Raw genomic sequence first — 22,881 nt, forward strand, 5'->3', positions numbered from 1 at the left:
GTGATTCCTTAATCCATGTGTCCGAGGTCATCGACGGCCTTTTGCAACGAAATCCGGTCCAAAGACGCCATCGGCAGCGCGGCGAAGGCCGTAATCCGGTTGTATAGCGCGCCATAAGCCTGTTGAAAGGCCAGGTTTTTTTCGGCGTCGGACCCTGCTGTCTTTACCGGATCAGGCATCCCCCAATGGCCGCTGACGGGCTGACCTGACCAGGCTGGGCAGTCTTCGTTTGCGGCCTGATCGCAAACCGTGAACACGAAGTCGAATGTCGGCGCATCGCCAGTCTGGAATTCGGCGATATTCTTGGACCTGAGCTTGGACACGTCGTGCCCTTTCTGCTTCAGGAGGGCGATTGCAAACGGGTTCAGGTCAGAGCGCGGCGCAGTGCCTGCGGAGTAAGCGACAAAGCGATCACCAGCCAACGAAGTCAGTATCGTTTCGGCAAAGACCGAACGGGCGGAATTGCCGGTGCAGATGAACAGGACGTTGTATTTGCGGTCAGCGACAGCAGGTTCCCGTTGGCGGTCGGGATCATGGTCGGGCAAGCAGATATCCGGGCGGCCACGGCAACAATCCAGCAGCAGATAATCGAAGGTCTCGCGTACAGCCTCGGTATCGACAGCATAGCGCAGCGAGGTGCCAACGCGTGTTTGCGTGACCAGACCGGCCTGCATGAGCGCGTTGACATAGGCCGACAGCGTGTTCGGTTTCAGATCGAGCGATTGTGCGATTTCGGTCGCCGGAACCCGGTCGGGATAGCGACGCATGAGAAGCCGGAATACGGCCAGTCGCTGAGGATGGCCGAGAGTGGATAAGCGATGGGGAATCAGTATTTCCATAATTCGAGAATTAATGAATTAATGATGCCAGCACAACCCATTTACCCATCTGGCGACAATATTGGACTGTGCAGTCCGTGGCGTTTGCTAAACAGGCAGAGCGTTCACATCAATTGGGCCGAGCTTTTTCAACTGCATTTGCACTTCGGTTCGCAATTGCGCATTTGGCCAAAGGGCTGTCAGTGGCAGGGGGGGCAGACGCAAGGCGATACGGCGCCAGCGGTGGAGGATAAGAAGACGCAGCGCAGCGCGTGAAAGAGGTGCCAGATCGGCGTGAACCAGATTTCGCGCACCATCCAAAGCTTTTGCAAAGCAACGCGCTTCCATTCGAACAGCGTCTGGTAGCAACAGTTGGAGGATATTGTCGGGCAGAGTGGGGGCGCTGTCTGAAAAAAGCACCAACCCCTCAGTGTTGATCGGATGGTTGGGGCCAAGAAAGACACCCGGCGTGAGTTCCGTAAACCCTTGCGCCATCAGCGCTTGTTCGCAGCCCTGTCGGTCTGGTGCCAGCAGCGACACGGCCATGTGCAACTGGACAGGACCGGGCAGACCGGGCCCATATATCCGGTCAGCGACAGCATTGGTCTGCGTGCGCCCGTGGTCTGTCAGCGAATAAAGCGATCCGCGACCAGCGCGCTGGCTGGTGATCCAGCCATCTTTCCTCAGCCGGTGAAGTGCGACCCGTGTCGCCTCTGGCCGAATGCCGAGCGCACCCATCAACACGCCCAATGTGGTGCCGGAAACAACGTCGCCGGGACCACGTGCCATGTCCCCCATAATGGACACGATCACTGACCAGACGCGCAAGTCTCCATCGCCCCGGATATGGGACAGGACGCTTTGGACATCATCAGGGATCGTGGGCGGGTCCATGGGGCGTCAATAGGCGTTCATGGTCAGAAGTTCGTATTCCGCCACCAACTCGTCATTCTGATTGGTAAGCGTGACGTGCCAGCGCACTTCGCCATACTTATCCGTGCGACGGGTCTTGGCCTTGACCGTCAGCCGAACCTTGATGCTGTCGCCCGCCTCGACCGGTTTCATGAAGCGCAGGTTGTCCAGCCCCGTGTTGGCCAGAACCGGGCCTTCGTTGGGTTCGACGAACAGACCCGCTGCAAAACTCAGGAGCAGATAGCCATGCGCTACGCGATCCGGGAAAAACGGGTTCCGCTTCGCCGCGTCGCTGTCCATATGCGCATAGAAGGTGTCGCCGGTGAAATGCGCGAAATGCTCGATGTCATCGGTCGAGATTTCGCGCGACTTGGAATGTAACGTCTCTCCGATCGAAAGCGCGCCGAACGTGCGGGTGAAGGGGTGGGCGGGGCCTTTGATTTCGGTCGCGCCGGGCACCCATTTGCCGCCAATGGCGGTCAGGATGTCGGGGCTGCCCTGAATGGCGGTGCGTTGCATGTAATGCAGAACGCCACGCACGCCGCCCATTTCCTCGCCGCCGCCCGCGCGGCCGGGACCGCCGTGGACCATATGGGGCAGGGGAGAGCCGTGGCCGGTGCTTTCCTTCATCGAGGTCGCATTGTTGAAATAAAGGCGTCCGTGGAACGCGCCTGCACCCATCGCCACATCGCGCGCCACGTCGCCGGAGGCTGTGATGACCGAAGCCACGAGCGATCCTTCGCCCCTGTTGGCAAGTGCGATGGCATGGGCAATATCCCGATAGCCCATGATGGTCGAGACAGGGCCGAACGCTTCGGTCTCGTGCACCACCGTCGCGGTGTCGGGGGCTTCGCAGTGGAACAGCATCGGCTTGACGAAGGCGCTTGCATCCACATCGCCCGCAAAGTTATTGTCGTCCGGGTCGCCATAGACCAGTTTGCACTCTGATCCGATGGCCGCGGCTTTTTCCAACACGTCGGTTTTTTGTCCAGCCGAGACCAGCGCGCCCATACGGGTCGTTTCATCGCGCGGGTCGCCGATCACGGTCTTGTCCAACCGGGCCGACAACGCTTCGATTACGTTTTGAACCTGTGCGCCGGGGGCAATGATCCGGCGGATGGCAGTGCATTTCTGACCCGCCTTCGTGGTCATCTCGCGGTGCACCTCTTTGATGAAAAGGTCAAATTCCGGGGTGTCCGGCGTGACATCCGGGCCAAGGATCGAGGCGTTCAAGCTGTCTTGCTCTGCCACGAACCGCACAGAGTTCTTCAGGATGTTCGGGTTTGATCGCAACATGCTGGCAGTTTTCGCCGAGCCGGTGAAGCTGACGATATCTTGCGGGCCAAGCCGATCCAGCAAATCGCCCGTGCCACCGGAAATCAACTGCAACGCGCCATCGGGCAGAATGCCACTGTCCAGCATGATGCGCACTGCGGCTTCGGTTACGTAGCACGTCGAGGTCGCAGGCTTCACGATGGCAGGCACGCCCGCCAACAGGGTCGGGGCGAGTTTTTCAAGCATCCCCCAGACCGGAAAATTGAACGCGTTGATGTGCACGGCCACGCCTTGCAGAGGCGTTGCAATGTGCATGCCAAGGAAGGTGCCATTGCGGCTAAGTTGTTCGATCTCGCCGTCCAGATAGATCTGGCCGTCCGGCATTTCGCGACGGCCCTTGGAGGCGAACACAAACATCGTGCCGACGCCGCCATCAATGTCGATCATGTGATCGGACTGCGTCGCGCCGGTGTCGAAGCTCAGGTCATAAAGCGCCTGCTTGTGCTCGCCCAGATGGGCGGCCAGCGCTTTTAACATCTTGGCGCGGTCGTGAAATCCCATTGCACGCAGGGCCGGGCCACCCACATTGCGCCCATAATCCAGCATCGCCTGCTTGTTGATATCCGCCCCACCGGCCTCGGCGATTTTCGCGCCGGTGATGGCCGAGGCGATCGGGCGCGCATTGGTGCCGGGGGCAATCCATTTGCCAGCCGCGAAGCTGGAGACTTTCATCAGGGTCATGCTCTGTCCTTCGTCGGAAATGTCAGGGGCGGGCGGCTCAGGGCGCGCTTAGGCCAAGTTTTGAAAGCTCTGTCGCGGCTGTTGCTTCCCATTCTTCGCGCAGTTCTGCATTGGTCGAATTGCGCAATCCAAAAGCCTGCAATTGCGTCGCGCGGGTCGAGATGTCCTTGCCGAAACTGGCCGCCACACGGGGCCACCAGTAATCGACGCTCGCTTGCAGTGTCGCGATGTCGGTGCCGCTCTCGATCAGTCGGGCAATTCCTTCGGCGGCCAATTCAGCGTGGCGCGCCTCGATGGGGGCGATGGCGCGGAAAACATCAGCCAACGGCGCATAGGACACCCGCTTGAATTCACCCATTTGCACACCGACGGCCAGCCCCATCAGAAGGTTCATCACCACTGCATCCGACCAGCCTTCCAGCGGGTAGTTGAAGACGGCCAGCCGCATGTCCGTATCCGTGCGCGAGGTGCCGATGTCGGCGTCGCGGGCCAAGCGATCCGTCCAAGGGTGGTGGTTGGCATAGCGGGCAGTATCAGCGCCAAATTCGCCCATGATCGACAGCACCTTGTCGGCATTGTCGGTCTTTTCCAGCACGATTTTTGAGGCTGCGATGCGTTCCTTGATGCCGGGTCCTTGATTGACGATATCGGCAAAGCCCGCTGCCCCCGCCAGCGCGCTGTCCACGAAGGTGGCCATCAGGCGCATAAGTTCGGCCCGATAGCGCGCGGGCACGTTGCCCGGTGCGGTCAATACGCCCCCTTGGGCCAGATAATCGGTGATGCTCATCTCAGACATAGCGGTCTCCGTTCCATTGGGGGTTACTGGTCGTAGTCGATGACGACGCGCGCCGATTTGGCGTAGGATTGGCAGGACAGGACATAGCCCTTCTCGACCTCGTAATCTTCAAGAGCGTGGTTGGTCAGCATTTCGACCTCGCCTTCGATGACCTTGCAGCGACAGGTCGAACAGACCCCGGCCTTGCAAGCATAAGGTGCGTCGATGTCGTTGGCCAAGGCCGCGTCAAGGATCGAGGTTTCGGAGTCCATCGTGAAGGTCCGACTGGAGCCATCCAAGGCAATCACCGCTTCGATCCCGTCGCCCTTGACGGCGGTCTTGCTGGCAGCCTTCCTGGCCGCCCGACCGGGTTGGCCAGAGGCGAACAGCTCGAATTTGATCTGCGCGTCATCCAGCCCGTGGTCGCGAAGTGCGCGGGCGATGCCCAACATCATCGGTTCCGGACCGCAGATGAAGGCCGTGTCGACGGCCCTGATGTCGATCCAATGCTTGAACAACTGCGCGCATTTCGCTTCGTCCACCAGCCCGGTAAACAGGTCGATGTCCTGTGCGTCGCTTTCAAGAATATGGATCACGTTGAAGCGCCCCATATAGCGGTTCTTGAGGTCTTCGAGTTCTTCGCGGAACATGATGGTGGTGATCGCCCTGTTGGCATAGACCAGCGTGAACTGGGCATTCGGTTCGCGGGAAAGTGTCGTCCTGATGATCGACAGCACCGGTGTGATGCCTGACCCGCCCGCAAAACCCAGATAATGACGGTCCTGATCGGGTGCCAAAGACACAAAGAAATTGCCCATGGGGGACATGGCCTCAACGGTGTCGCCCGGCTTCAAGTCCTCGTTCGCCCAGGTTGAGAACGCGCCGCCATCGACCCGCTTGATGCCAACTTGCAGCTTGCCATCGTCCAGCCCTGAACAGATCGAATAGGACCGGCGCAATTCCTGCCCGTCGAAGTCGCGGCGAAAGGTCAGGTATTGCCCTTGGGTATAGTTGAAGGCCTCAGGATCGTCCGGGGTCAGCGTCACCACTACCGCGTCGCGGATGGTTTTCTGGATGTCGGTCACGGTCAGGCTGTGGAAGCGCGCCATGTTGGGTCTCCTCGATGCAGTCAGATGCACTTGAAATAATCGAATGGTTCCAGGCAGTCGCGGCATCGCCACAGCGCCTTGCAGGGGGTCGAACCGAACTGGCTTGTGCGTTCCAGATCGTGGCCGCCGCAGTTGGGGCAGCGATCAGGTTCGCCTTTGACGGACGGGGGGGCGATGCCGAATTTCTCAAGCGCCGCCTTACCCTTGTCGGTCAGCCAGTCGGTGGTCCACGGAGGGGACAATTGTTTATGCAATGCCAACTTTTCGATCCCGTGTGCGCGCAGGGCGGTTTCGATATCGAGGTTGATGATCGTGGTTGCCGGACAGCCGGAGTAAGTCGGAGTGACAGCGATGTTCAGCACGTCGCCCTCCCACTTGACGTCCCGAATGATGCCTAGATCGACCAGTGAGATCACGGGAATCTCGGGATCAGGCACTTGGTCCAGCCAGTCCCAGATCGTATCAACCGACGGCTGTCCCATTACCAGGTCGCACCTGGATAAGCACGTTGCAGCCATTGCATGCTGGTCAACAGGTGCCCCAGATGCTCGGTGTGCATGTAGCCTGTGCGTCCGCCTTTGTGGTGGAACACATCCGTGGGGATGGTCAGCGTGGCATGGGTCAAGACCTTGCTGACAAACACGTCATACTCGGTGCGCAAGGATGCGGGGTCGGGGGCAATGCCCGCGTCGACCATGGCCGCATCCACGTCGTCACCGTCAAACATCTCGCCCACATAGGGCCAGAGGTGATCCAGCGCAGCCTGCATCCGGGCATGGCTTTCCTCGGTGCCGTCACCAAGGCCAACCACCGTGTCGCCCGACCGTTCGACGTGATAGGCGACCTCTTTCGCGGCTTTCGCCGCAATTTCAGCGACACGTGCATCCGCGCTTGCCGTCAGACGCCCCAACGTGATCGACGACCACGCATCATAAAGAAATTGGCGCAACAAGGTCTGGCCGAAGTCTCCGTTCGGCAGTTCAACCAACAGAACATTGCGGAAGTCCCAGGCGTCGCGCAGAAAAGCGAGATCATCGGCCGAGCGCCCCTTGCCTTCAACCTCGCCGGCAAGCCCCAGCCACATCTGCGTCTGGCCGATCAGATCCAGTGCCGTGTTGGCCAGCGCAATATCTTCTTCCAGCACGGGCGCATGGCCGCACCATTCGCTGATCCGGTGGCCAAGGATCAGGCTGTTGTCACCCATCCTGAGCAGAAATTCGAAGCGAGCGTTCTGGTCTTCCATTACATATGCCCCACGTCATCTGGGATGTCGAAGAAGGTCGGGTGGCGGTAAACTTTCGCGTTCGACGGCTCGTAAAGCGGGCCTTTTTCTTCGGGGCTAGAGGCCGCGATGTGGCGCGCTTCAACCACCCAGATCGACACGCCTTCGTTGCGGCGGGTATAGACGTCGCGCGCGTTCCTGATTGCCATTTCTTCGTCCGGGGCGTGCAGACTGCCCACGTGACGGTGGCTCAGCCCGTGTTGACCACGGATGAATACTTCCCAGAGGGGCCATTCTTTGGACATCTGATCTTTCCTTATTCAGCGGCTGTTCGGGCAGCGGTTTTCTTGCGGGCGTGGGCCAACAGCCCGTCGCGCACCCATGCACCGTCTTCCCAAGCTTTGACGCGGGCCTCCATCCGTTCAACATTGCAGGGGCCTTTGCCCTTGATGACGTTGAAAAACTCGGTCCAGTCGGGTTCCGAAAAATCGTGCGCGCCGCGTTCCTCGTTCCATTTCAGGTTTTCGTCCGGGATTGTCAGGCCAAGGTAATTTGCCTGCGGAACGGTCTGATCGACAAAACGCTGACGCAACTCGTCATTGGTGTCGATCTTGATTTTCCATGCCAGCGATTGCGTTGAATGCACACTGTCCTTGTCGGACGGGCCGAACATCATCAGGGACGGATACCAGAAGCGGTTCAGCGCGTCCTGCGCCATACGGCGCTGGGCTTCGGTGCCTTGCGCCATCTTCATCATGATGTCGTAGCCTTGGCGTTGGTGGAAACTTTCTTCCTTGCAAATGCGGATCATAGCACGTGAATAAGGGCCATAGGATGTGCGTTGCAGCGGCACCTGGTTCATGATCGCAGCACCATCCACCAACCAGCCCACCGCACCAATATCAGCCCAGTTCAAGGTGGGGTAGTTGAAGATCGAGGAATATTTCATGCGGCCTGACAAAAGCTCCTGGGTCAGTTCGTCACGTGTGACCCCCAGTGTTTCAGCCGCGCAGTAAAGATACAGGCCATGCCCAGCCTCGTCCTGCACTTTCGCCAGAAGGATGGCTTTGCGCTCCAGGGTCGGTGCGCGGGTGATCCAGTTGCCTTCGGGCAGCTGACCGACGATCTCGGAATGGGCATGCTGTCCGATTTGGCGGATCAGCGTCGCGCGGTAGTCATCCGGCATCCAATCCTTTGGTTCGATCTTCTCATCCCGGTCAACGCGATCCTGAAAGTTCCGTTCTTCGTCAGACATTTCCTCGCGGCTCTTCACGCCTGTGCCTGCGGTTTTCACCAATTGAGCATACATCGTCAGATCCTTTCCAGAATAAGGGCGACACCTTGGCCTACGCCCACGCACATGGTGCACAGCGCATAGCGCCCGCTTGTGCGTTTCAGTTGGTAAGCGGCTGTCAGGACAAGGCGCGCACCAGACATGCCAAGCGGGTGGCCAAGTGCGATGGCACCACCGTTGGGGTTCACGCGCGGGTCATCATCCGCAACGCCCAATTCGCGCAAGGTGGCAAGACCTTGGGCTGCGAAGGCTTCGTTCAATTCTATCACATCCATCTCGTCGATGGTGAGCCCCGCTTTCGCCAACACCTTGCGGCAGGCGGGCACAGGGCCAATACCCATCACGCGTGGAGCGACACCGGCAGCAGCCATTCCGACAACGCGCGCCATTGGGGTCAGATTGTTCGTTGCAGCGGCAGCTTCCGATGCGATCAACATCGCCGCCGCGCCATCATTCACGCCCGAGGCATTGCCCGCAGTCACCGTCAGGTCTGGGCCATTCACGCCGCTTAACTGCGACAGCTTTTCGGCAGTTGTGCCGGGTCGCGGGTGTTCGTCTGTATCGACCACGACGGGGTCGCCCTTGCGCTGCGGGATTGTTACGGGAATGATTTCATCACCGAAGGTTCCAGCCTTGTGTGCGGCCGCCCAACGGGCTTGGCTGCGCGCGGCAAAAATATCCTGATCCTCGCGGCTTACAGCATAGTCTTCCGCCACATTATCAGCCGTTTGCGGCATTGAATGGGTGCCGTGCATCTTGTCCATCTTCGGGTTCACGAAACGCCAGCCGATGGTGGTGTCATAAACTGCGTTGGCGCGGGTGAAGGCCGATGTGGCCTTCGGCATCACGAAGGGTGCGCGGCTCATGCTTTCAACGCCGCCGGCGATGCACAGTTCATAGTCGCCCGCCCTGATCCCGCGTGCGGCCATACCGACCGCATCCATGCCCGAAGCACACAGGCGGTTGATCGTCGTGCCGGGAACGTCAACTGGAAGTCCCGCCAAAAGGGCCGCCATGCGCGCCACGTTGCGGTTGTCTTCCCCTGCCTGGTTTGCCGATCCGAAGATCACGTCGTCCACGGTTGCCCAGTTCACATCAGGGTTGCGTTCCAACAGGGCCGCGATGGGCAGCGCGGCCAGATCATCGGCCCGCACTTGCGACAAAGCACCACCGTAGCGCCCGATGGGGGTGCGAACGGCGTCGCAAATCAATGCGTCCATGTGGTCCTCCCTGACCCGAAAGCACGCTCAACTAAAGCTGACCGTGTGGTCGATAATACGAGTGACGACGATTCGGAGCAAGAGGATACGTTACGAGATCGTGGATCGCCTGATTGATACTGTAACGTGTTCGGGATGCGCATGGCGCAGCCCGACCTCAGAACCCCGCGGCAGCCAATAACGCCAACCAGGCCCAGACTGTCAGCACCGACAATCCGGTCGCCACCAATACGGTGGTCGCCGCCACGCGTTTGCCCACGCCATAGAGATTGGCGAAGATATAGGCATTGATACCCGGCGCAGATGCCGCCGTTATGATCGCCGATCGGAACTGATCCACGTTCAGGCCGAGTGCGCGGCCCAGACCCCAAGTAATCGCGGGATGCACGACAAGCGAAATCAGGCAGAGATAGCTGACGATCCGCAGATCCCCTTCGGGCCGGTAACGATAAAGAACACCGCCAAGCGCAAAGAGGGCGGTCGGCAAAGCTGCACGACCAATCAGGCTCAGGGCATCATCCAGCACAACGGGCATCGGAACTTGAAGAAGGTTCACCACAAAACCAGCGGCAATCGCCAGCACAAGTATGTTGCGTGTCATTGCCCGCACGATCTGACGAATGGTTTCTCGCGGTCCGGCGCCTTGGGCGCGGGCGATCTCCATCGCCGAAATCCCGATACCATAGCAGATCGGTGCGTGGATCGAGATAATGGCGTAGTTGCCGGCCAGCGCGCCTGGCCCGAACGCGCGTTCAGTGATTACCAAGCCGAGGAGGAGTGAGTTTGAAAACAATGTCACGAAACCAAACGCCACCGCATCTGGCCATGGACGTCCAAACAACAGCCGCGCGCCCAACAGGCCCGCAAAGAACCCCGACACGGCACCCGTATAGAAACTGCTGAGCAACGCCAGATCAAACTCGGCGCTCAGGTCCAGCCGGGCAATCGCCAGAAACAGAAGGCAAGGGATCGCAACAGATTGCGCAAAGCGCATCAAACCATCAACTGCCCCGTCGTCGAGTATCCGCCGCCAACGCACAAAATAGCCAAACCCGATCACCAGGAAGACCGGCAGGACAATATTGACAAGCGTGCTCATTCAACCCGAACGTTGATGGTCATTCCGTCATAGGCCGGGGTGATATGAGGCGGGGTTTCAGCATTGACCGCGGCATGGTCAAGATCGATATGCATATTGGTCAGGACACCTTGTTTTGCACCGACGCGGTCGATCCATTCAAGCGCTTCATCCAGATGAAAATGCGTGGGATGCGGCGATCGGCGCAGCGCATCCAGCACGAACACATCCAGATCTTCAAGCAGGGGCAGCACGTCATCAGGAATTTCGTTCACATCCGGCAGGTACACCAACCCACCGATGCGAAATCCCAGTGAATCCATCATGCCGTGGCGCACTTCGAAGGGCGTCATTCGGATATCGCCGCCCGCGCCACCGATGACCACATCGCCTTTGCCAACTGTGATCGAGTGCAGATCGAGGATCGGTGGATAGCTGGACCCTTCGGGCTGCACAAACGCATAACTGAACCGGGCCAGCAGGGCTTCTTGCGTCGGGCCATCCGCCCACACAGGCAGACGCTGTTTCATGTTGAAGACCACCATGCGCAGGTCATCAATGCCATGGGTGTGGTCCGCGTGGCTGTGGGTGAACACAACCCCGTCCAGCGTGCCAACCCCTGCCGCCAAAAGCTGGTGGCGCATATCGGGTGAGGTGTCGATCAGGACGCGGGTGACGCCACCATCTTCACCGGTGCGGATCACTAGGGCTGAACAGCGGGTGCGGGTGTTCTTGGGATTGTCAGGGTCGCAATCGCCCCAATGACCGCCCAGCCGGGGCACCCCCCCGGACGAACCACACCCGAGAATGGTGAAGTCGATCTTCGCCATCACGCATCCGCCTGATAGGCGGCGACCTTTACAAACAGCCGGTCGAAATTGGCTTGCGTTTGCGCGGCGAACGCTTCGTAGGGCAGGCCAAATATATCAGCCCCGACCTTGGCGGTATGGGCGGTATAGGCCGGTTCGTTGCGCCGACCGCGGTGCGGCGGCGGTGCAAGATAGGGCGCGTCGGTTTCGACCAGAATGCGGTCAACCGGAGCGGTTGCGAAAATGTCGCGCAACTCTTGACTGCGAGGAAAAGCGGCGATGCCGGACATCGACAGATAGAAGCCAAGACCCAGCGCAGCTTTCGCAAGCTCGATCCCGGAACTGAAGCAGTGCATGACGCAGCTATAGGCACCGTTCCGATGTTCTTCGGTCAGAATGCGCATCATATCCTCATCCGCATCGCGCGAATGGATGATCAGGGGCAGACCTGTCTGGCGCGCAGCTTCGATGTGGATGCGCAGGCTTTTGATCTGGGCGTCACGGCTGTCAACCGTATAGTGATAATCCAGCCCGCTTTCGCCGATGCCGACAAATTTCGGATGGTCAGCAAGCGCGACCAGTTGATCGACCGTGACCATCGGTTCGCGGGCCACGCTCATCGGATGGGTGGCGGCGGCGAAGAACACGGGGTCATGGGCTTCGGCAATGGTGCGGGCTTGGTCAAGATTGGCCATCTTCGTGCAGATCGTCACCATCCGGGTTACACCCGACTCGGCGGCACGGGCGATGACCTGATCCAACTCGCCGTCGAAATCCGGAAAATCAAGATGGCAATGACTGTCGGTAATCTGGGGCGTGCTCATCGGTGGCGTCCTTGCCTCAGGCGGCTTGGCGCGCCGCCGTGTCGTTGATCCTGAAAACCATATCAAGGATGAGCGCGGCGGGGTCAAGGTTAACAGCCCGCCCATGTACCGCGCGCGCCGACAACTCTTGCTGCAAGCGCGCCCAAGCACGGGCCGCATCCGGACCGGGGGAGAGGCGTGCCAGGCAGGCGGCCTCACCCGGTGCGGCCTCGGTGGACGGTGCAAAGCCGGCCCCGTGACGAGCCAATCGGGCCAGAAAAAGATCAAACAGGCGCAAGATCAATTCGAACTTTTCGGCATTGGCCTTGCCCACGGCGCTGTTTGCCAATCGAAGGGCGCGCGGTCGGTCAAATTCTCGCCCTGCCGAAAAGATGTCAATCAGAGCAGCATAGATCGCCAGACCATCAAGATGCCGAAGCCGAAGCGCATCCCCCGCTGACCCCGCTGCCAGTTCTCCCAGTCGCATCGTGTCCTCGGCTGATGGGGTTTCATCCAGTTCCGCCATCACCTGAGCCAGATCGCTGGGGGACAAGGGGGCAAGCCGCAATTCGCGACACCGCGAACGGATCGTCGGCAGCAGGCGAGAGGGTTGATGGCTGATCAGCATCAAAACCGCCCCTATCGGTGGCTCTTCCAACAGCTTCAAGAGCGCATTGGCCGCCGATGTGTTCATTTCGTCTGCCGCATCGACGATCACCACGCGACGCCCGCCCCCGGCCGATGACATGGCGAAGAAATGCTTGAGTTTGCGCACCTCGTCCACGGTGATGTCGCTTTTCAGGCGCTTGTTTTTTTCGTCCCAAGGGCGGCGCAAAAGAAACAGGCCGGGGTCCGACAGCACCCGGATGCGCCGCGCGACCGGGTGATCGTCGGGGATATCAAGGCTGGTGGGGGCAGGGGCTGCAAACATGCCGCCATCGTCCGCCGGGGTGGCCAGAAGGAACCTGGCAATGCGCCAGGCCAGCGTCGCCTTCCCCACGCCGCGCGGTCCGGTGATCAACCACCCGTGATGCAAGCGATCGGATGTATATGCGTCCAGAAAATCCGCCTGGGCCGCGTCTTGGCCGATCAGTCGAGCGGCTTCGCGCGGGTGCGGGGCGCCGTCGATCCGGTCGGATTCAGGAATGTTGTCGATATCTGTGCTCATGCGTCTGACTTGGCAACGCCTACGGCCTCGCGGGCGATCCTCAGAACATCCGCGGCGACGGTGTCGATGTCACGCGTTCCGTCGATGACGCGGATGCGGTCGGAAAACTGCTGGGCGAGTTCCAGAAACCCGGCGCGCATCTTGTGCTGCAAATCTGCGCCGAAATCCTCAAATCGTTCTTGGGTGCCGCCGCGCCCCTTGGCGCGTGACAAACCTGTGTCGGGATCCATGTCGATCAGGAATGTCAGGTCAGGCTCGCGCCCGATGACAAGGTCATGCAACTGATCCACCATGTTGCGAAGATCACCGGATCGGGTGCCCTGATAAATGCGCGTGCTGTCGGCAAAGCGGTCGCAGATAACGATCTTGTCCGCAGCCAATGCAGGGTGGATCAATCGCTCCAGATGGTCGCGCCGGGCGGCGGTAAACAACAGCAACTCGGTCTCGGCTGACCAGCGATCCGGGTCGCCTTCCAGAACCAGCGACCGGATTTCCTCGGCCCCCTGACTGCCGCCCGGTTCGCGGGTCAGGACAACCTCGTGCCCGGCCTGCTCCAGCGCCCTGGCCAACTGCTTGGCTTGGGTGGATTTCCCCGAGCCGTCAATGCCTTCAAAACTGATGAAAAGTCCAACCATTCCTGCGTCAGTTGCTTATGGTCGCGGCTTCTGGCTGGATCGCGGCTGGTGGCGCGTCATTGCCCATGACCAGCGCCAGAACGCGTTCGGCGGCCACCGTCAGTCGCTTTCCAAACCCGGCGTTCCCCACGCCTTCGTCAGCGAACAGCGGCACCACCGTGTCGCTGAGACCGTCGCGGCTGATCACCATTTCAGCAAGTTCCTGACCCTGTGCAATCGGGGCCGCAATCGGGCCGTTCCAGTTGATCGTTGCCGAAACACCCTCGCGTTGCCCTGCCGGGATCAGAAGATTGACATCCTGTGCAGGAACAAGACCGACCGTATCGACTGCGCCCAACCAGACACCCGCTTCGGCAATCTTTTCGCCTGCTTTCACGGTCGTCTCCATGGTAAACTGTCGAAACGCCCAGTTGACGATTGCCTCGGCCTCTTCAGCGCGCTCTTTTTCAGAGGCCATCCCTGAAATCACAAAGACGATCCGACGGTCGCCTTGCAGGGCTGAACCGACAATGCCGTATCCGGCTTCCTGCGTGTGGCCGGTTTTCAGGCCGTCGGCACCAATTCCAAGATCCAGCAGCGGATTGCGGTTAAAGCGGTTATCGGGTGCGCGACCCTTGTAGTAGTATTCGGATTGCCTGAAATAACGATAATAGTCCGGAAACTCGACAATGATATGACGTGCAAGAATGGCCAAGTCCTTCATCGACATGCGCTGCAATGGATGTGGCCAGCCAGAAGAATTTCCAAAACTGGAATTTTCCATGCCCAGGTCACGCGCACGTTCGGTCATCATACGGGCAAAGGCGTCTTCCGTCCCGGCCAGTCCTTCGGCGATCACGACGCTGGCGTCGTTTCCGGACTGAACGATGATGCCTTGAATAAGGTCCTCGACCGTTGGGCGGTCGGTTTGTTCCAGAAACATGGTCGACCCACCAATGGACGCAGCCCGTTCCGACACGCCAAACTGGGTGCCCATCGTGACGCGCCCATCTGCCAGCGCCTCGAACAGCAGGTTCACCGTCATCAGCTTTGACATCGACGCAGGAGGCAGTGGGACGTCGGCGTTCTTCTCCATCAAAACTGTTCCGGTGTTGATGTCCAGCACATATGCCGAATTCGCCCGCGTTTCGAACGCGCGGGCCGGCAGGGTGGCGACAGCCAATATGGATAGCAGGGCGGAGATGAGCAAAGTGAGACGGAATAGCATAGGAGGTTGGTGGCCTTTATTGATTTACCCGGAAGGGCATTAGTTCGAGACAGGATAGGCATCGGTAAAGCCCATCGCGCTTGTTTTCTTCAGCGCTGCCGAGCGTTCTGCCTGCGTGCCGACCGGGCCGACCAGCACGCGCCAGAACGATTTACCATTCGATGATCCCGGTTTGATTGTCACGGTCATACCGGCCTTTCGCAACTCGGCCGCAGTTTGTTCGGCATTAGCCTCAAACGAGAATATGCCAACCTGAACATAGGGTTTCGGCAGGGCGCTGGCAGCGGCGGCCTGCGGCACAGCGGGTTTGGGCGGAGGTGCAGATTGCGCCGAGGCCGCTTCGGTTTTCGCAAGTGCCGCCGACGCCGCCGCAATCGGATCGTCCAGCGAAGATTGCTCGATATCGGCGGGATCATCCAGGTCCTCGGACGGCGCGGCAGGTGCTTCCCTGATGACCTCTTTACGCAAGGCGGTCACGCTCAGCTCGGCAGGGGCACCAGCCAACATGCCAAGGGCTTCAGCCGCATCTGACGACACCTGAAAGCGCGGACCCGGCACCTCGCGTTCTCGCCGAAACAAAGCACCAACGACGGATTTGCCATTGGACTGGTTGCGGATAATCACTCGTTCGGGGTCTTTGGCGTCCGGGTGCGCCACCCAAACACCACCAAGGCTGGGACGACCGTCCCACAACCCTTTTTCCGCCAGCTGAAAGATCTCGGGTGCTTCTACATCCCGTTCACGGCTTTGGGCGCGCCCGCTTTTGCCAGTTGCTGCGGATGCTGAACCCGTATCGTTCTTTTTCAGGAATTCAGGAAGCTTGGTGTCTTCGCAACCCGAAAGAAACAGTGCGCTGCCCAACACAATGGCCACTTTCAGAGTGGTCTTGCTTGCCATGTCTCGCCCCTAATTGTCATGCGGGCCTTGCGCCCGGAACTGCTCTGCTGCCGGGTATCGATCCCGATTATGCGGTAGTCTAACGATACATCGCACGCGTGAAAAGGCTCTCGCGCAACGCGATCTTGCGGTGGGCAGAAACCAGCCCGCGAAAACCTGCTTTCAGAATCGCACAACCACCGCTATCCCTTCGCTCGTCGGAGGAGTGGCAGAGTGGTTGAATGCACCGGTCTTGAAAACCGACGTAGGTGAAAGTCTACCGTGGGTTCGAATCCCACCTCCTCCGCCACTCTTTTCTTGCAAACAATAACAATAATCTCAGAGGCGAAAACAAAAGCCCTATGGCACCTGAGAGTGGCCGGTAGTGATCGTTACAGTCTCTCTTCGCGGATATCTGGATCGTTGCCTTTAATCGCAAAAGTCAACCGGGCCCAAGGAAGCCCTTTTCTTCGAGCCACATTACCAGCTAGGCAGACGCCTCTTCACGCGCCACCTCTGCATACTCGCTCAGGGCAGCTTCGCAGCCTTGGACCCAGATCATCGAAAGCCATTTGTGGAAAGTATCAGAAAATGTTTCTGAACTTGCCAAGTCGCCGTAGATTTTACTTTGCTCCAGCCATGCCCGAGGGCGCTCTTTTGCTGCATGCGCAACTAATGTGAGTTCAGCCCAGATTGGATCGTTGGCCTCGATGTCGGTGCCATCTTCGCGGGTTCCGGCGCACATGCGGGCCCAAAGTGCTTCGACCAGCGCAAGGCCGTCCACACTGCGCCCGGCTGCAAGCTGATCGCGCACGATCGGCAAGACAAAGCCCGTATGACGCGCGGAGCCGTCGAACGCCACACGGCGTGTCGTGTCGATAATCCGAGGGTTCGAGAACCGCTTGACGATCAAGTCAACATATTGAGCGGGGGTGCGACCGGGAACCGGGTCAACGGTCACAGCGATTTCGGTCCTTTGAACTTTGTCGAAAAACGCCAAGATGCCGGGATGTGCCATGCATTCGGCAATGGTTTCCATGCCGAGGATTTCGCCGACATTTGCGATGACCTGGTGCCCCGCGTTCAGGATGCGGATTTTCATGGTCTCAAAGGCGTGGACATCATCCGAAAAGGTTGCGCCAACTTCATCCCAATCCGGCCGTCCGGCGCAGAAGTTGTCCTCGATCACCCATTGGCGATAGGCTTCGTGGGTGACAACGGCGGCATCTTTGATGCCAAAGTCCGCCGCAAGGGCCAGTTCTTTTGGGCCGGTGGCCGGTGCGATGCAATCGACCATGGAATTGGGGAAGGTGGCGTTGGTGTCGATCCAGCTTGCAAGGTTGGGGTCGGACATGGCCGCAAGTGACACAACCGTCTGGCGCAGGATGTTGCCGTTGCCTTGCAGGTTGTCGCAGCTGAGACCGGTAAAGGGCCCAAGGCCTGCGTCACGACGCAGCCGAAGCGCGGCAACCATGGCACCAAACGCGGTGCGGGGCGCGTCAGGGTGGGCGGCGTCGTGCACAAGATCAGGATGCGCGGCGTTGAACCCTTTAGTGACGGGATCAACATAGTAACCGCTTTCGGTAACGGTCATGGCGACTATGCGAATGGCGGGGTCTGCCATTTGGCGGATAAGCGATGCGTTGCCGTCCTCGATCGGAAGGTAGTCGATCATCGAACCGACAACTTCGGCAGAGACGTTCTCCGGGTCAAGCTCGATCAACGTGGTCAAGCAATCCTGCGCCAATAGTTTGTCCCGCATCGCGGCATCATAGGGGCGCACGCCAGCACCGATAATCGCCCAATCCGAGGCTTTGCCAGCCTGCATCAGACGGTGCAGATACCATGCCTGATGGGCGCGGTGGAAATTGCCGACGCCGATATGCACGATGCCGGGCTTCAACGCCGCACGGTCATAGAGGGGGCGTTCGACGTTCAGTTGGTCAAGGGTCGCATTCGAAAGGGAGATCAGCTCATCCATTGTCCACCATCCACGTTGTAGGTTTGCGCGACGATATAATCCGCCGCGTCGCTGGCCAGAAAGACGGCCATGCCGGTTAAATCTTCTGGCGTTCCCATGCGCCCAAAGGGCACGGCATCGCCAACTTCCTGTTTCTTTTGTCCGGGTGCCTTGTTCTCATACTTGGCAAAAAACGCATCCACGCCGTCCCAGTGTTCGCCATCGACCACACCCGGTGAGATCGCGTTGACGTTGATACCGTGCTTGATCAGATCAAGTCCGGCCGACTGGGTCAGGCTGATCACGGCGGCCTTTGTGGCGCAATAAACCGCAACAAGCGCCTCGCCGCGCCGACCGGCCTGACTTGCCATATTGATGATCTTGCCACCTTGGCCGCGTTCGATCATGTGGCGCGCGGCGGCCTGCATGGTGAAAAGCGTGCCCCCGACATTGATATCGAAGACGCGTTGGTAATCATCACGCTCAATCTCGACGATGGGTGCTGCGGTAAAGAGCGCCGCGTTGTTGATCAGGATGTCGATCTGCCCAAAATGGTTGATAGTTTTGGCCATGGCCTTTTCGATACTGGCCTGATCCGTAACATCCATATGGACAGAGAGTGCGCTGTCGCCAATCTGGTTGGCTGTGGCTTTCGCACGGTCCAGGTCGATGTCGGCAATGGCAACCTTAGCGCCCTCGTTGACATAGGCCTCGGCAAAGGCCCGCCCGATACCCCGGGCGGCCCCTGTTATCAGTGCTGTTTTGCCAGCCAACTGCATCAGTTGATTCTCAGGCCCTGAGCGTCAAATTTGTGCAGCTTGTCGAGCTGTGGTGTGAGGTAGATCTCGTCACCATGCTTGACCTGGATGTCGCCGGTGATCCGCACCGTGAACATATCGCCGGGGCCTGTGTCCAGTCCGGTTTCATGGACGTGGATGAACGTGTCCGACCCCAGATGCTCGGCCACGCCGACGATGCCTTTCCAGGTGCCTTCGGTGGTGCTGACGTCGGTATGCTCGGGCCGGATGCCGATCGTTGCGGCACCATGTTTTTCCGCCTCTGCCCCCTTCATCAGGTTCATCTTGGGTGAGCCGATAAAGCCCGCGACAAATTCGTTGCGTGGCTCGTGATACAGTTCCAGCGGGGATCCGACCTGTTCAATGAACCCGGCGCGCAACACGACGATCTTGTCAGCCATGGTCATGGCTTCGACCTGATCGTGGGTCACATAGATCATCGTTGTCTCAAGGCGCTTGTGAAGCTCGCTGATTTCAAGGCGCATCCCGACCCGAAGGGCGGCGTCGAGGTTCGACAATGGTTCGTCAAACAGGAACGCCGCAGGCTCTCGCACGATCGACCGGCCGATGGCGACCCGCTGACGCTGGCCACCCGACAGTTGACCGGGTTTGCGGTCAAGATAATCGGTCAGGTTCAACGCTTTGGCCGCGTTCTCGATCCGACGTTTCTGTTCGTCCTCGGGCACGCCCGCCATTTTCATCGGGAACGCAATGTTCTTGCGCACCGACATATGCGGGTAAAGCGCGTAGGATTGGAACACCATTGCCAGACCGCGTTTTGCGGGGGGCACGTTGGTGGCGTCTGCGCCGTCGATCTCGATATGCCCTGATGTGATGTCCTCAAGGCCCGCGATGAGGCGGAGCAGTGTTGACTTGCCGCAGCCCGAGGGGCCGACGAACACCGTGAACTCTCCGTCTTCGATTGTGAGATCAAGCGGTGGAATGACTTCGACTTCACCGAAGCTTTTGGTCACTTGGTTGAGTTTGATTTGTCCCATTGGTCAGTTCCTTATTTCACAGCGCCGAAAGTCAGGCCGCTAACGAGTTGTTTCTGGCTGAACCAGCCGAGAATGAGGATCGGTGCGATGGCCATGGTCGAGGCTGCACTGAGTTTGGCGAAGAACAGGCCTTCGGGGCTGGAGTAGCTTGCGATGAACGCTGTCAGTGGTGCCGCGTTTGCTGCGGTCAGGTTCAGGGTCCAGAAGGCCTCGTTCCATGCCAGGATGAAGTTCAACAGCAAGGTTGAGGCAATTCCGGGGATCGCCATTGGCGTGAGAATATAAAGGATCTCTTCCCGCAGCGACGCGCCATCCATGCGTGCCGCTTCAAGGATTTCGCCGGGGATCTCGCGGAAGTAGGTATAAAGCATCCAGACGATGATCGGCAGGTTCATCAGCATCAGGATGATGACCAGCGCGATGCGACTGTCCAGTATCCCCAGTTTGATGCAGATCAGGTAGATAGGGTATAGCACACCCACCGCCGGTAGCATCTTGGTCGACAGCATCCAGAGCAGGATGTCCTTTGTCCGCTTTCCGGGCACGAACGCCATGGACCAAGCTGCGGGAACTGCAATCATGATGCCAAGGATGGTCGAGCCGCCCGCGATGATGATCGAGTTCCACAGGAACTTGGCGTAGTTTGAACGCTCCATGACTGCGGTGTAGTTTTCCAGTGTCCAGTTGAAGGCAAGGAACACAGGGGGATCCGCAATAGCCGTGGCTTCGGTTTTGAAGCTTGTCAGGATGGTCCAGAGGATTGGGAAGAAGATCAGCAGACCGACAGCCCAAGCGGCGGTCGTATTGATGATCTTGCGTTGTTGAGTTACTGAGCGTGCCATTATGTGTTCCTCACGCGTCCAGGTTCTTGCCGACGATGCGCATCAGGAAGATGGCAACGATGTTGGCGAGAATGATTGCATATACGCCACCGGCCGAGCCTAAGCCGACGTTCTGACTTTCGAGCACACGCTGGAAGATAAGATACGTGAGCGTCCGAGTGCCGAATGCACCACCGGTTGTCACGAAAATCTCAGCGAAGATTGCCAGCAGAAAGATCGTCTGGATAAGCAGCACGATTGTGATCGCACGGCTCAGGTGTGGGAGCGTGATGAAAGCAAAACGCTTGAGCGGTGGGGCACCATCCATTTCGGCGGCCTCCAACTGTTCGCTGTCAAGTGACTGGATCGCGGTCAGCAGGATCAGCGTCGCAAAGGGCAACCACTGCCAGGACACGATCAGAACGATGGACGATAGCGATGCTTCCGACAGCCACGACACCGGCTCGGCACCAAAGAAGCGCCATAGATGAGCAAACAGCCCATTGGTCGGGTCCAGGAACATGTTCTTCCAGACCAGCGCGGAAACGGTCGGCATGACGAAAAACGGCGCGATCACCAGAATACGGACGACCCCTTGACCCCACATTGGCTGGTTAAGCAGGATCGCCAGCACTACGCCCAATACGAGTGTAATCACCAGCACGCCACCGACGATCGTCAATGTTGCAAGCACTGACGGCCAAAAAGCACTGGAACTGACAAAGCGCACATAGTTTTCGAAGCCAACCCACCCAAGGTCGCCGCCGCGCAGCGGAAGGTATTTCTTGAATGAGAAGACCAGCGTCATGATCAGGGGCACGAGCATCCAGCCAAGAAGCAGAATAACTGCTGGGGCCATCATGATGCGGGCTGCTGATCGGGAATGTTGGGTTGCCATTGGGCATACCTCCTCTGTTGATAGACTTCAGCCTATCATGAACGGAGCCGTGTTTTTGAAAGACTTGTGTGAGATCCGGGGAGCACAAAGGGAGAGTGCGTTGCCCCCCGGATCAAGGACGCGTTTAGCGGTAGCCAGCGGCTTCCATTGCGTCATTTGTCAGAGCTTGTGCTTTGGCAAGCGCCTCTTCCACAGACTGCTGACCGGCATAAACAGCCGAGAACTCTTGACTTACCTCAGTTGCGATACCTGCAAATTCCGGGATCGCTGCGAACTGAACACCAACGTAAGGAACTGGGTCCACGGTTGGGTTGTTCGGATCAGCCGACAGGATCGATTCCAGCGTCATCGCAGCGAAAGGAACTTCTTGGTAGTTGGGGTTCTCGTACAGCGATGTGCGGGCACCCGGAGGCACGTTTGCCCAACCTTCGTTCGCAGCAACCAGTTCAATGTAGTCTTTCGAAGTGGCCCATTCGATGAATGATTTCGCAGCTGCTTCTTTTTGCGTCCCGGCAGGAACCGCCAGAGCCCATGCCCACAACCAGTTCGAGCGCTTGCCCAAACCATTGTCGGGTGCCAAAGCGAAGCCAACTTTGTCAGCAACTTCGGAATCTTCGGGGTTGGTCACGAAGGACGCCGCCACCGTGGCGTCGATCCACATGCCGCATTTGCCCTGCTGGAACAGGTTCAGGTTTTCGTTGAACCCGTTGGTCGCATAACCGTTCGGTCCGGATTCATTCATCATGCCGACATAGAAGTTCAGAGTGTCAGCCCAGGGCTGACTGTCGAACTGGGCGTTCCAGTCTTCGTCGAACCAGCGTGCGCCGAACGAGTTCGACATCGCCGTGATGAAGGCGCCGCCTTCACCCCAACCAGCCTTGCCGCGCAGGCAGATGCCGTTGATGTCGTTGTCGCGGTCGGTCATTGCAGCAGCGGCTTCGCGAATGAAGGTCCAGGTCGGGTCCTTGGGCATTTCCAGGCCGGCTTTTTCCATCAGATCGGTGCGATACATGATCATCGAGCTTTCGCCGTAGAACGGTGCCGCATAGAGCGTCCCTTCATAGGACAGGCCGCCCCGCATTGCGGGCAGGATGTCGTCGGCGTCGTATTCGGCGGAAAGGTCATCCATGGGGATAAGCCAGCCGTTGGCAGCCCAGATCGGTGTCTCGTACATACCGATCGTCATGATATCGAACGAGCCACCCTTGGCTGCGATATCTGTTGTGACGCGCTGACGAAGTACGTTTTCTTCCAGAGTGACCCACTCAACCGTGTGACCGGTCTTGTCTGTGAAGTCCTGTGTCAGACCCTGCATGCGGATCATGTCGCCGTTGTTCACGGTCGCAATCACCAAATTCTCGGCAGTTGCACCGCCAGCTGTAACGAGCGCAATCGCCGTCGCAGCATAGAGTGTTCTTTTATATGACATCCGAAATCTCCTCCTGGTTGGATGATGAGATCAGAA

The 22,881-nt window shown here is 58.9% G+C and carries 23 protein-coding genes and 1 tRNA gene; 1 reads left to right on the forward strand and 23 read right to left on the reverse strand.

Features of this window, described 5'->3' with window-relative positions; translation table 11 throughout:
• Positions 1–8: 8 nt before the first annotated feature.
• The 17 genes from AC13C8_RS10385 to AC13C8_RS10465 all read right to left on the reverse strand — a co-directional run bounded on the left by AC13C8_RS10385 (position 9) and on the right by AC13C8_RS10465 (position 15,963).
• Positions 9–839 carry an arsenate reductase/protein-tyrosine-phosphatase family protein gene (locus AC13C8_RS10385; protein WP_482847248.1) on the reverse strand — a complete coding sequence of 277 codons (831 nt, stop codon included), beginning with the start codon at positions 837–839 and terminating at the stop codon, positions 9–11.
• Between the two features lie 87 nt (positions 840–926).
• Positions 927–1,712, reverse strand: a complete 786-nt coding sequence (locus tag AC13C8_RS10390; protein WP_482847249.1) for a PaaX family transcriptional regulator C-terminal domain-containing protein — start codon at positions 1,710–1,712, stop codon at positions 927–929.
• 6 nt (positions 1,713–1,718) lie between these two features.
• The gene (gene paaZ, locus AC13C8_RS10395) at positions 1,719–3,746 is read right to left on the reverse strand and encodes a phenylacetic acid degradation bifunctional protein PaaZ (protein ID WP_482847250.1); all 2,028 of its coding nucleotides are present in this window, start codon (positions 3,744–3,746) and stop codon (positions 1,719–1,721) included.
• Positions 3,747–3,783: 37 nt separating this feature from the next.
• Positions 3,784–4,542 (reverse strand): Phenylacetic acid catabolic protein, encoded by a 759-nt coding sequence (locus AC13C8_RS10400; RefSeq protein ID WP_218142243.1) that lies wholly within the window; start codon positions 4,540–4,542, stop codon positions 3,784–3,786.
• Positions 4,543–4,565: 23 nt separating this feature from the next.
• A complete protein-coding gene (locus AC13C8_RS10405) occupies positions 4,566–5,630 on the reverse strand; it encodes a 2Fe-2S iron-sulfur cluster-binding protein (protein ID WP_482847251.1) in 1,065 nt (354 codons plus the stop codon).
• 20 nt (positions 5,631–5,650) lie between these two features.
• A complete protein-coding gene (gene paaD / locus AC13C8_RS10410) occupies positions 5,651–6,112 on the reverse strand; it encodes a 1,2-phenylacetyl-CoA epoxidase subunit PaaD (RefSeq protein WP_091430853.1) in 462 nt (153 codons plus the stop codon).
• Positions 6,112–6,873, reverse strand: a complete 762-nt coding sequence (gene paaC, locus AC13C8_RS10415) for a 1,2-phenylacetyl-CoA epoxidase subunit PaaC (protein WP_482847252.1) — start codon at positions 6,871–6,873, stop codon at positions 6,112–6,114. Before paaC ends, paaD begins: the two co-directional genes overlap by 1 nt.
• The gene (gene paaB / locus AC13C8_RS10420) at positions 6,873–7,157 is read right to left on the reverse strand and encodes a 1,2-phenylacetyl-CoA epoxidase subunit PaaB (protein WP_091430849.1); all 285 of its coding nucleotides are present in this window, start codon (positions 7,155–7,157) and stop codon (positions 6,873–6,875) included. The genes paaC and paaB overlap by 1 nt, the downstream gene beginning before the upstream one ends.
• Positions 7,158–7,168: 11 nt before the next feature.
• Positions 7,169–8,161, reverse strand: a complete 993-nt coding sequence (paaA, locus tag AC13C8_RS10425; RefSeq protein ID WP_482847253.1) for a 1,2-phenylacetyl-CoA epoxidase subunit PaaA — start codon at positions 8,159–8,161, stop codon at positions 7,169–7,171.
• Between the two features lie 2 nt (positions 8,162–8,163).
• Positions 8,164–9,366: a 3-oxoadipyl-CoA thiolase gene (gene pcaF / locus AC13C8_RS10430; RefSeq protein ID WP_482847254.1), complete on the reverse strand. Its 1,203-nt coding sequence runs from the start codon at positions 9,364–9,366 to the stop codon at positions 8,164–8,166.
• A 157-nt stretch (positions 9,367–9,523) separates the two neighbouring features.
• On the reverse strand, positions 9,524–10,465 hold the full coding sequence (locus AC13C8_RS10435) for an AEC family transporter (protein WP_482847255.1): 942 nt from the start codon (positions 10,463–10,465) through the stop codon (positions 9,524–9,526).
• On the reverse strand, positions 10,462–11,274 hold the full coding sequence (locus AC13C8_RS10440) for an MBL fold metallo-hydrolase (RefSeq protein ID WP_482847256.1): 813 nt from the start codon (positions 11,272–11,274) through the stop codon (positions 10,462–10,464). The genes AC13C8_RS10435 and AC13C8_RS10440 overlap by 4 nt, the downstream gene beginning before the upstream one ends.
• Positions 11,274–12,077, reverse strand: coding sequence for a TatD family hydrolase (locus tag AC13C8_RS10445; RefSeq protein ID WP_482847257.1), 804 nt, complete (start codon positions 12,075–12,077; stop codon positions 11,274–11,276). Before AC13C8_RS10445 ends, AC13C8_RS10440 begins: the two co-directional genes overlap by 1 nt.
• Before the next feature lie 16 nt (positions 12,078–12,093).
• A complete protein-coding gene (locus AC13C8_RS10450) occupies positions 12,094–13,224 on the reverse strand; it encodes a DNA polymerase III subunit delta' (protein ID WP_482847258.1) in 1,131 nt (376 codons plus the stop codon).
• Positions 13,221–13,859, reverse strand: a complete 639-nt coding sequence (gene tmk / locus AC13C8_RS10455) for a dTMP kinase (protein ID WP_482847259.1) — start codon at positions 13,857–13,859, stop codon at positions 13,221–13,223. Before tmk ends, AC13C8_RS10450 begins: the two co-directional genes overlap by 4 nt.
• A 7-nt stretch (positions 13,860–13,866) precedes the next feature.
• Positions 13,867–15,066, reverse strand: a complete 1,200-nt coding sequence (locus AC13C8_RS10460; protein ID WP_482847260.1) for a D-alanyl-D-alanine carboxypeptidase family protein — start codon at positions 15,064–15,066, stop codon at positions 13,867–13,869.
• Positions 15,067–15,105: 39 nt separating this feature from the next.
• On the reverse strand, positions 15,106–15,963 hold the full coding sequence (locus tag AC13C8_RS10465) for an SPOR domain-containing protein (protein ID WP_091430833.1): 858 nt from the start codon (positions 15,961–15,963) through the stop codon (positions 15,106–15,108).
• Between the two features lie 199 nt (positions 15,964–16,162).
• Between AC13C8_RS10465 and AC13C8_RS10470 the strand changes: the two genes are divergently transcribed.
• Positions 16,163–16,252 (forward strand) — tRNA-Ser (locus tag AC13C8_RS10470).
• 177 nt (positions 16,253–16,429) lie between these two features.
• On the opposite strand, the gene AC13C8_RS10475 is transcribed toward AC13C8_RS10470, so the two are convergent.
• The 6 genes from AC13C8_RS10475 to AC13C8_RS10500 all read right to left on the reverse strand — a co-directional run bounded on the left by AC13C8_RS10475 (position 16,430) and on the right by AC13C8_RS10500 (position 22,845).
• Complete coding sequence (locus tag AC13C8_RS10475; protein WP_482847261.1) at positions 16,430–17,923, reverse strand: mannitol dehydrogenase family protein; 1,494 nt, start codon at positions 17,921–17,923, stop codon at positions 16,430–16,432.
• Complete coding sequence (locus AC13C8_RS10480; RefSeq protein ID WP_482847308.1) at positions 17,911–18,684, reverse strand: L-iditol 2-dehydrogenase; 774 nt, start codon at positions 18,682–18,684, stop codon at positions 17,911–17,913. The genes AC13C8_RS10475 and AC13C8_RS10480 overlap by 13 nt, the downstream gene beginning before the upstream one ends.
• Positions 18,681–19,697 carry an ABC transporter ATP-binding protein gene (locus AC13C8_RS10485; protein WP_091430828.1) on the reverse strand — a complete coding sequence of 339 codons (1,017 nt, stop codon included), beginning with the start codon at positions 19,695–19,697 and terminating at the stop codon, positions 18,681–18,683. Before AC13C8_RS10485 ends, AC13C8_RS10480 begins: the two co-directional genes overlap by 4 nt.
• An 11-nt stretch (positions 19,698–19,708) precedes the next feature.
• Positions 19,709–20,539 (reverse strand): carbohydrate ABC transporter permease, encoded by an 831-nt coding sequence (locus AC13C8_RS10490; RefSeq protein ID WP_091430827.1) that lies wholly within the window; start codon positions 20,537–20,539, stop codon positions 19,709–19,711.
• Positions 20,540–20,549: 10 nt separating this feature from the next.
• Positions 20,550–21,416: a carbohydrate ABC transporter permease gene (locus tag AC13C8_RS10495; RefSeq protein ID WP_091430825.1), complete on the reverse strand. Its 867-nt coding sequence runs from the start codon at positions 21,414–21,416 to the stop codon at positions 20,550–20,552.
• 124 nt (positions 21,417–21,540) lie between these two features.
• Positions 21,541–22,845: an ABC transporter substrate-binding protein gene (locus tag AC13C8_RS10500; RefSeq protein WP_482847262.1), complete on the reverse strand. Its 1,305-nt coding sequence runs from the start codon at positions 22,843–22,845 to the stop codon at positions 21,541–21,543.
• Positions 22,846–22,881: the final 36 nt, after the last annotated feature.

This window comes from Aliiroseovarius sp. B-4 (assembly GCF_056857795.1).

Coding starts and splice junctions, on each gene's coding strand:
- AC13C8_RS10385 (WP_482847248.1), bottom strand. CDS start 839: ATGGAAATACTGATTCCCCATCGCTTATCCACTCTCGGCCATCCTCAG.
- AC13C8_RS10390 (WP_482847249.1), bottom strand. CDS start 1,712: ATGGACCCGCCCACGATCCCTGATGATGTCCAAAGCGTCCTGTCCCAT.
- paaZ (WP_482847250.1), bottom strand. CDS start 3,746: ATGACCCTGATGAAAGTCTCCAGCTTCGCGGCTGGCAAATGGATTGCC.
- AC13C8_RS10400 (WP_218142243.1), bottom strand. CDS start 4,542: ATGTCTGAGATGAGCATCACCGATTATCTGGCCCAAGGGGGCGTATTG.
- AC13C8_RS10405 (WP_482847251.1), bottom strand. CDS start 5,630: ATGGCGCGCTTCCACAGCCTGACCGTGACCGACATCCAGAAAACCATC.
- paaD (WP_091430853.1), bottom strand. CDS start 6,112: ATGGGACAGCCGTCGGTTGATACGATCTGGGACTGGCTGGACCAAGTG.
- paaC (WP_482847252.1), bottom strand. CDS start 6,873: ATGGAAGACCAGAACGCTCGCTTCGAATTTCTGCTCAGGATGGGTGAC.
- paaB (WP_091430849.1), bottom strand. CDS start 7,157: ATGTCCAAAGAATGGCCCCTCTGGGAAGTATTCATCCGTGGTCAACAC.
- paaA (WP_482847253.1), bottom strand. CDS start 8,161: ATGTATGCTCAATTGGTGAAAACCGCAGGCACAGGCGTGAAGAGCCGC.
- pcaF (WP_482847254.1), bottom strand. CDS start 9,366: ATGGACGCATTGATTTGCGACGCCGTTCGCACCCCCATCGGGCGCTAC.
- AC13C8_RS10435 (WP_482847255.1), bottom strand. CDS start 10,465: ATGAGCACGCTTGTCAATATTGTCCTGCCGGTCTTCCTGGTGATCGGG.
- AC13C8_RS10440 (WP_482847256.1), bottom strand. CDS start 11,274: ATGGCGAAGATCGACTTCACCATTCTCGGGTGTGGTTCGTCCGGGGGG.
- AC13C8_RS10445 (WP_482847257.1), bottom strand. CDS start 12,077: ATGAGCACGCCCCAGATTACCGACAGTCATTGCCATCTTGATTTTCCG.
- AC13C8_RS10450 (WP_482847258.1), bottom strand. CDS start 13,224: ATGAGCACAGATATCGACAACATTCCTGAATCCGACCGGATCGACGGC.
- tmk (WP_482847259.1), bottom strand. CDS start 13,859: ATGGTTGGACTTTTCATCAGTTTTGAAGGCATTGACGGCTCGGGGAAA.
- AC13C8_RS10460 (WP_482847260.1), bottom strand. CDS start 15,066: ATGCTATTCCGTCTCACTTTGCTCATCTCCGCCCTGCTATCCATATTG.
- AC13C8_RS10465 (WP_091430833.1), bottom strand. CDS start 15,963: ATGGCAAGCAAGACCACTCTGAAAGTGGCCATTGTGTTGGGCAGCGCA.
- AC13C8_RS10475 (WP_482847261.1), bottom strand. CDS start 17,923: ATGGATGAGCTGATCTCCCTTTCGAATGCGACCCTTGACCAACTGAAC.
- AC13C8_RS10485 (WP_091430828.1), bottom strand. CDS start 19,697: ATGGGACAAATCAAACTCAACCAAGTGACCAAAAGCTTCGGTGAAGTC.
- AC13C8_RS10490 (WP_091430827.1), bottom strand. CDS start 20,539: ATGGCACGCTCAGTAACTCAACAACGCAAGATCATCAATACGACCGCC.
- AC13C8_RS10495 (WP_091430825.1), bottom strand. CDS start 21,416: ATGGCAACCCAACATTCCCGATCAGCAGCCCGCATCATGATGGCCCCA.
- AC13C8_RS10500 (WP_482847262.1), bottom strand. CDS start 22,845: ATGTCATATAAAAGAACACTCTATGCTGCGACGGCGATTGCGCTCGTT.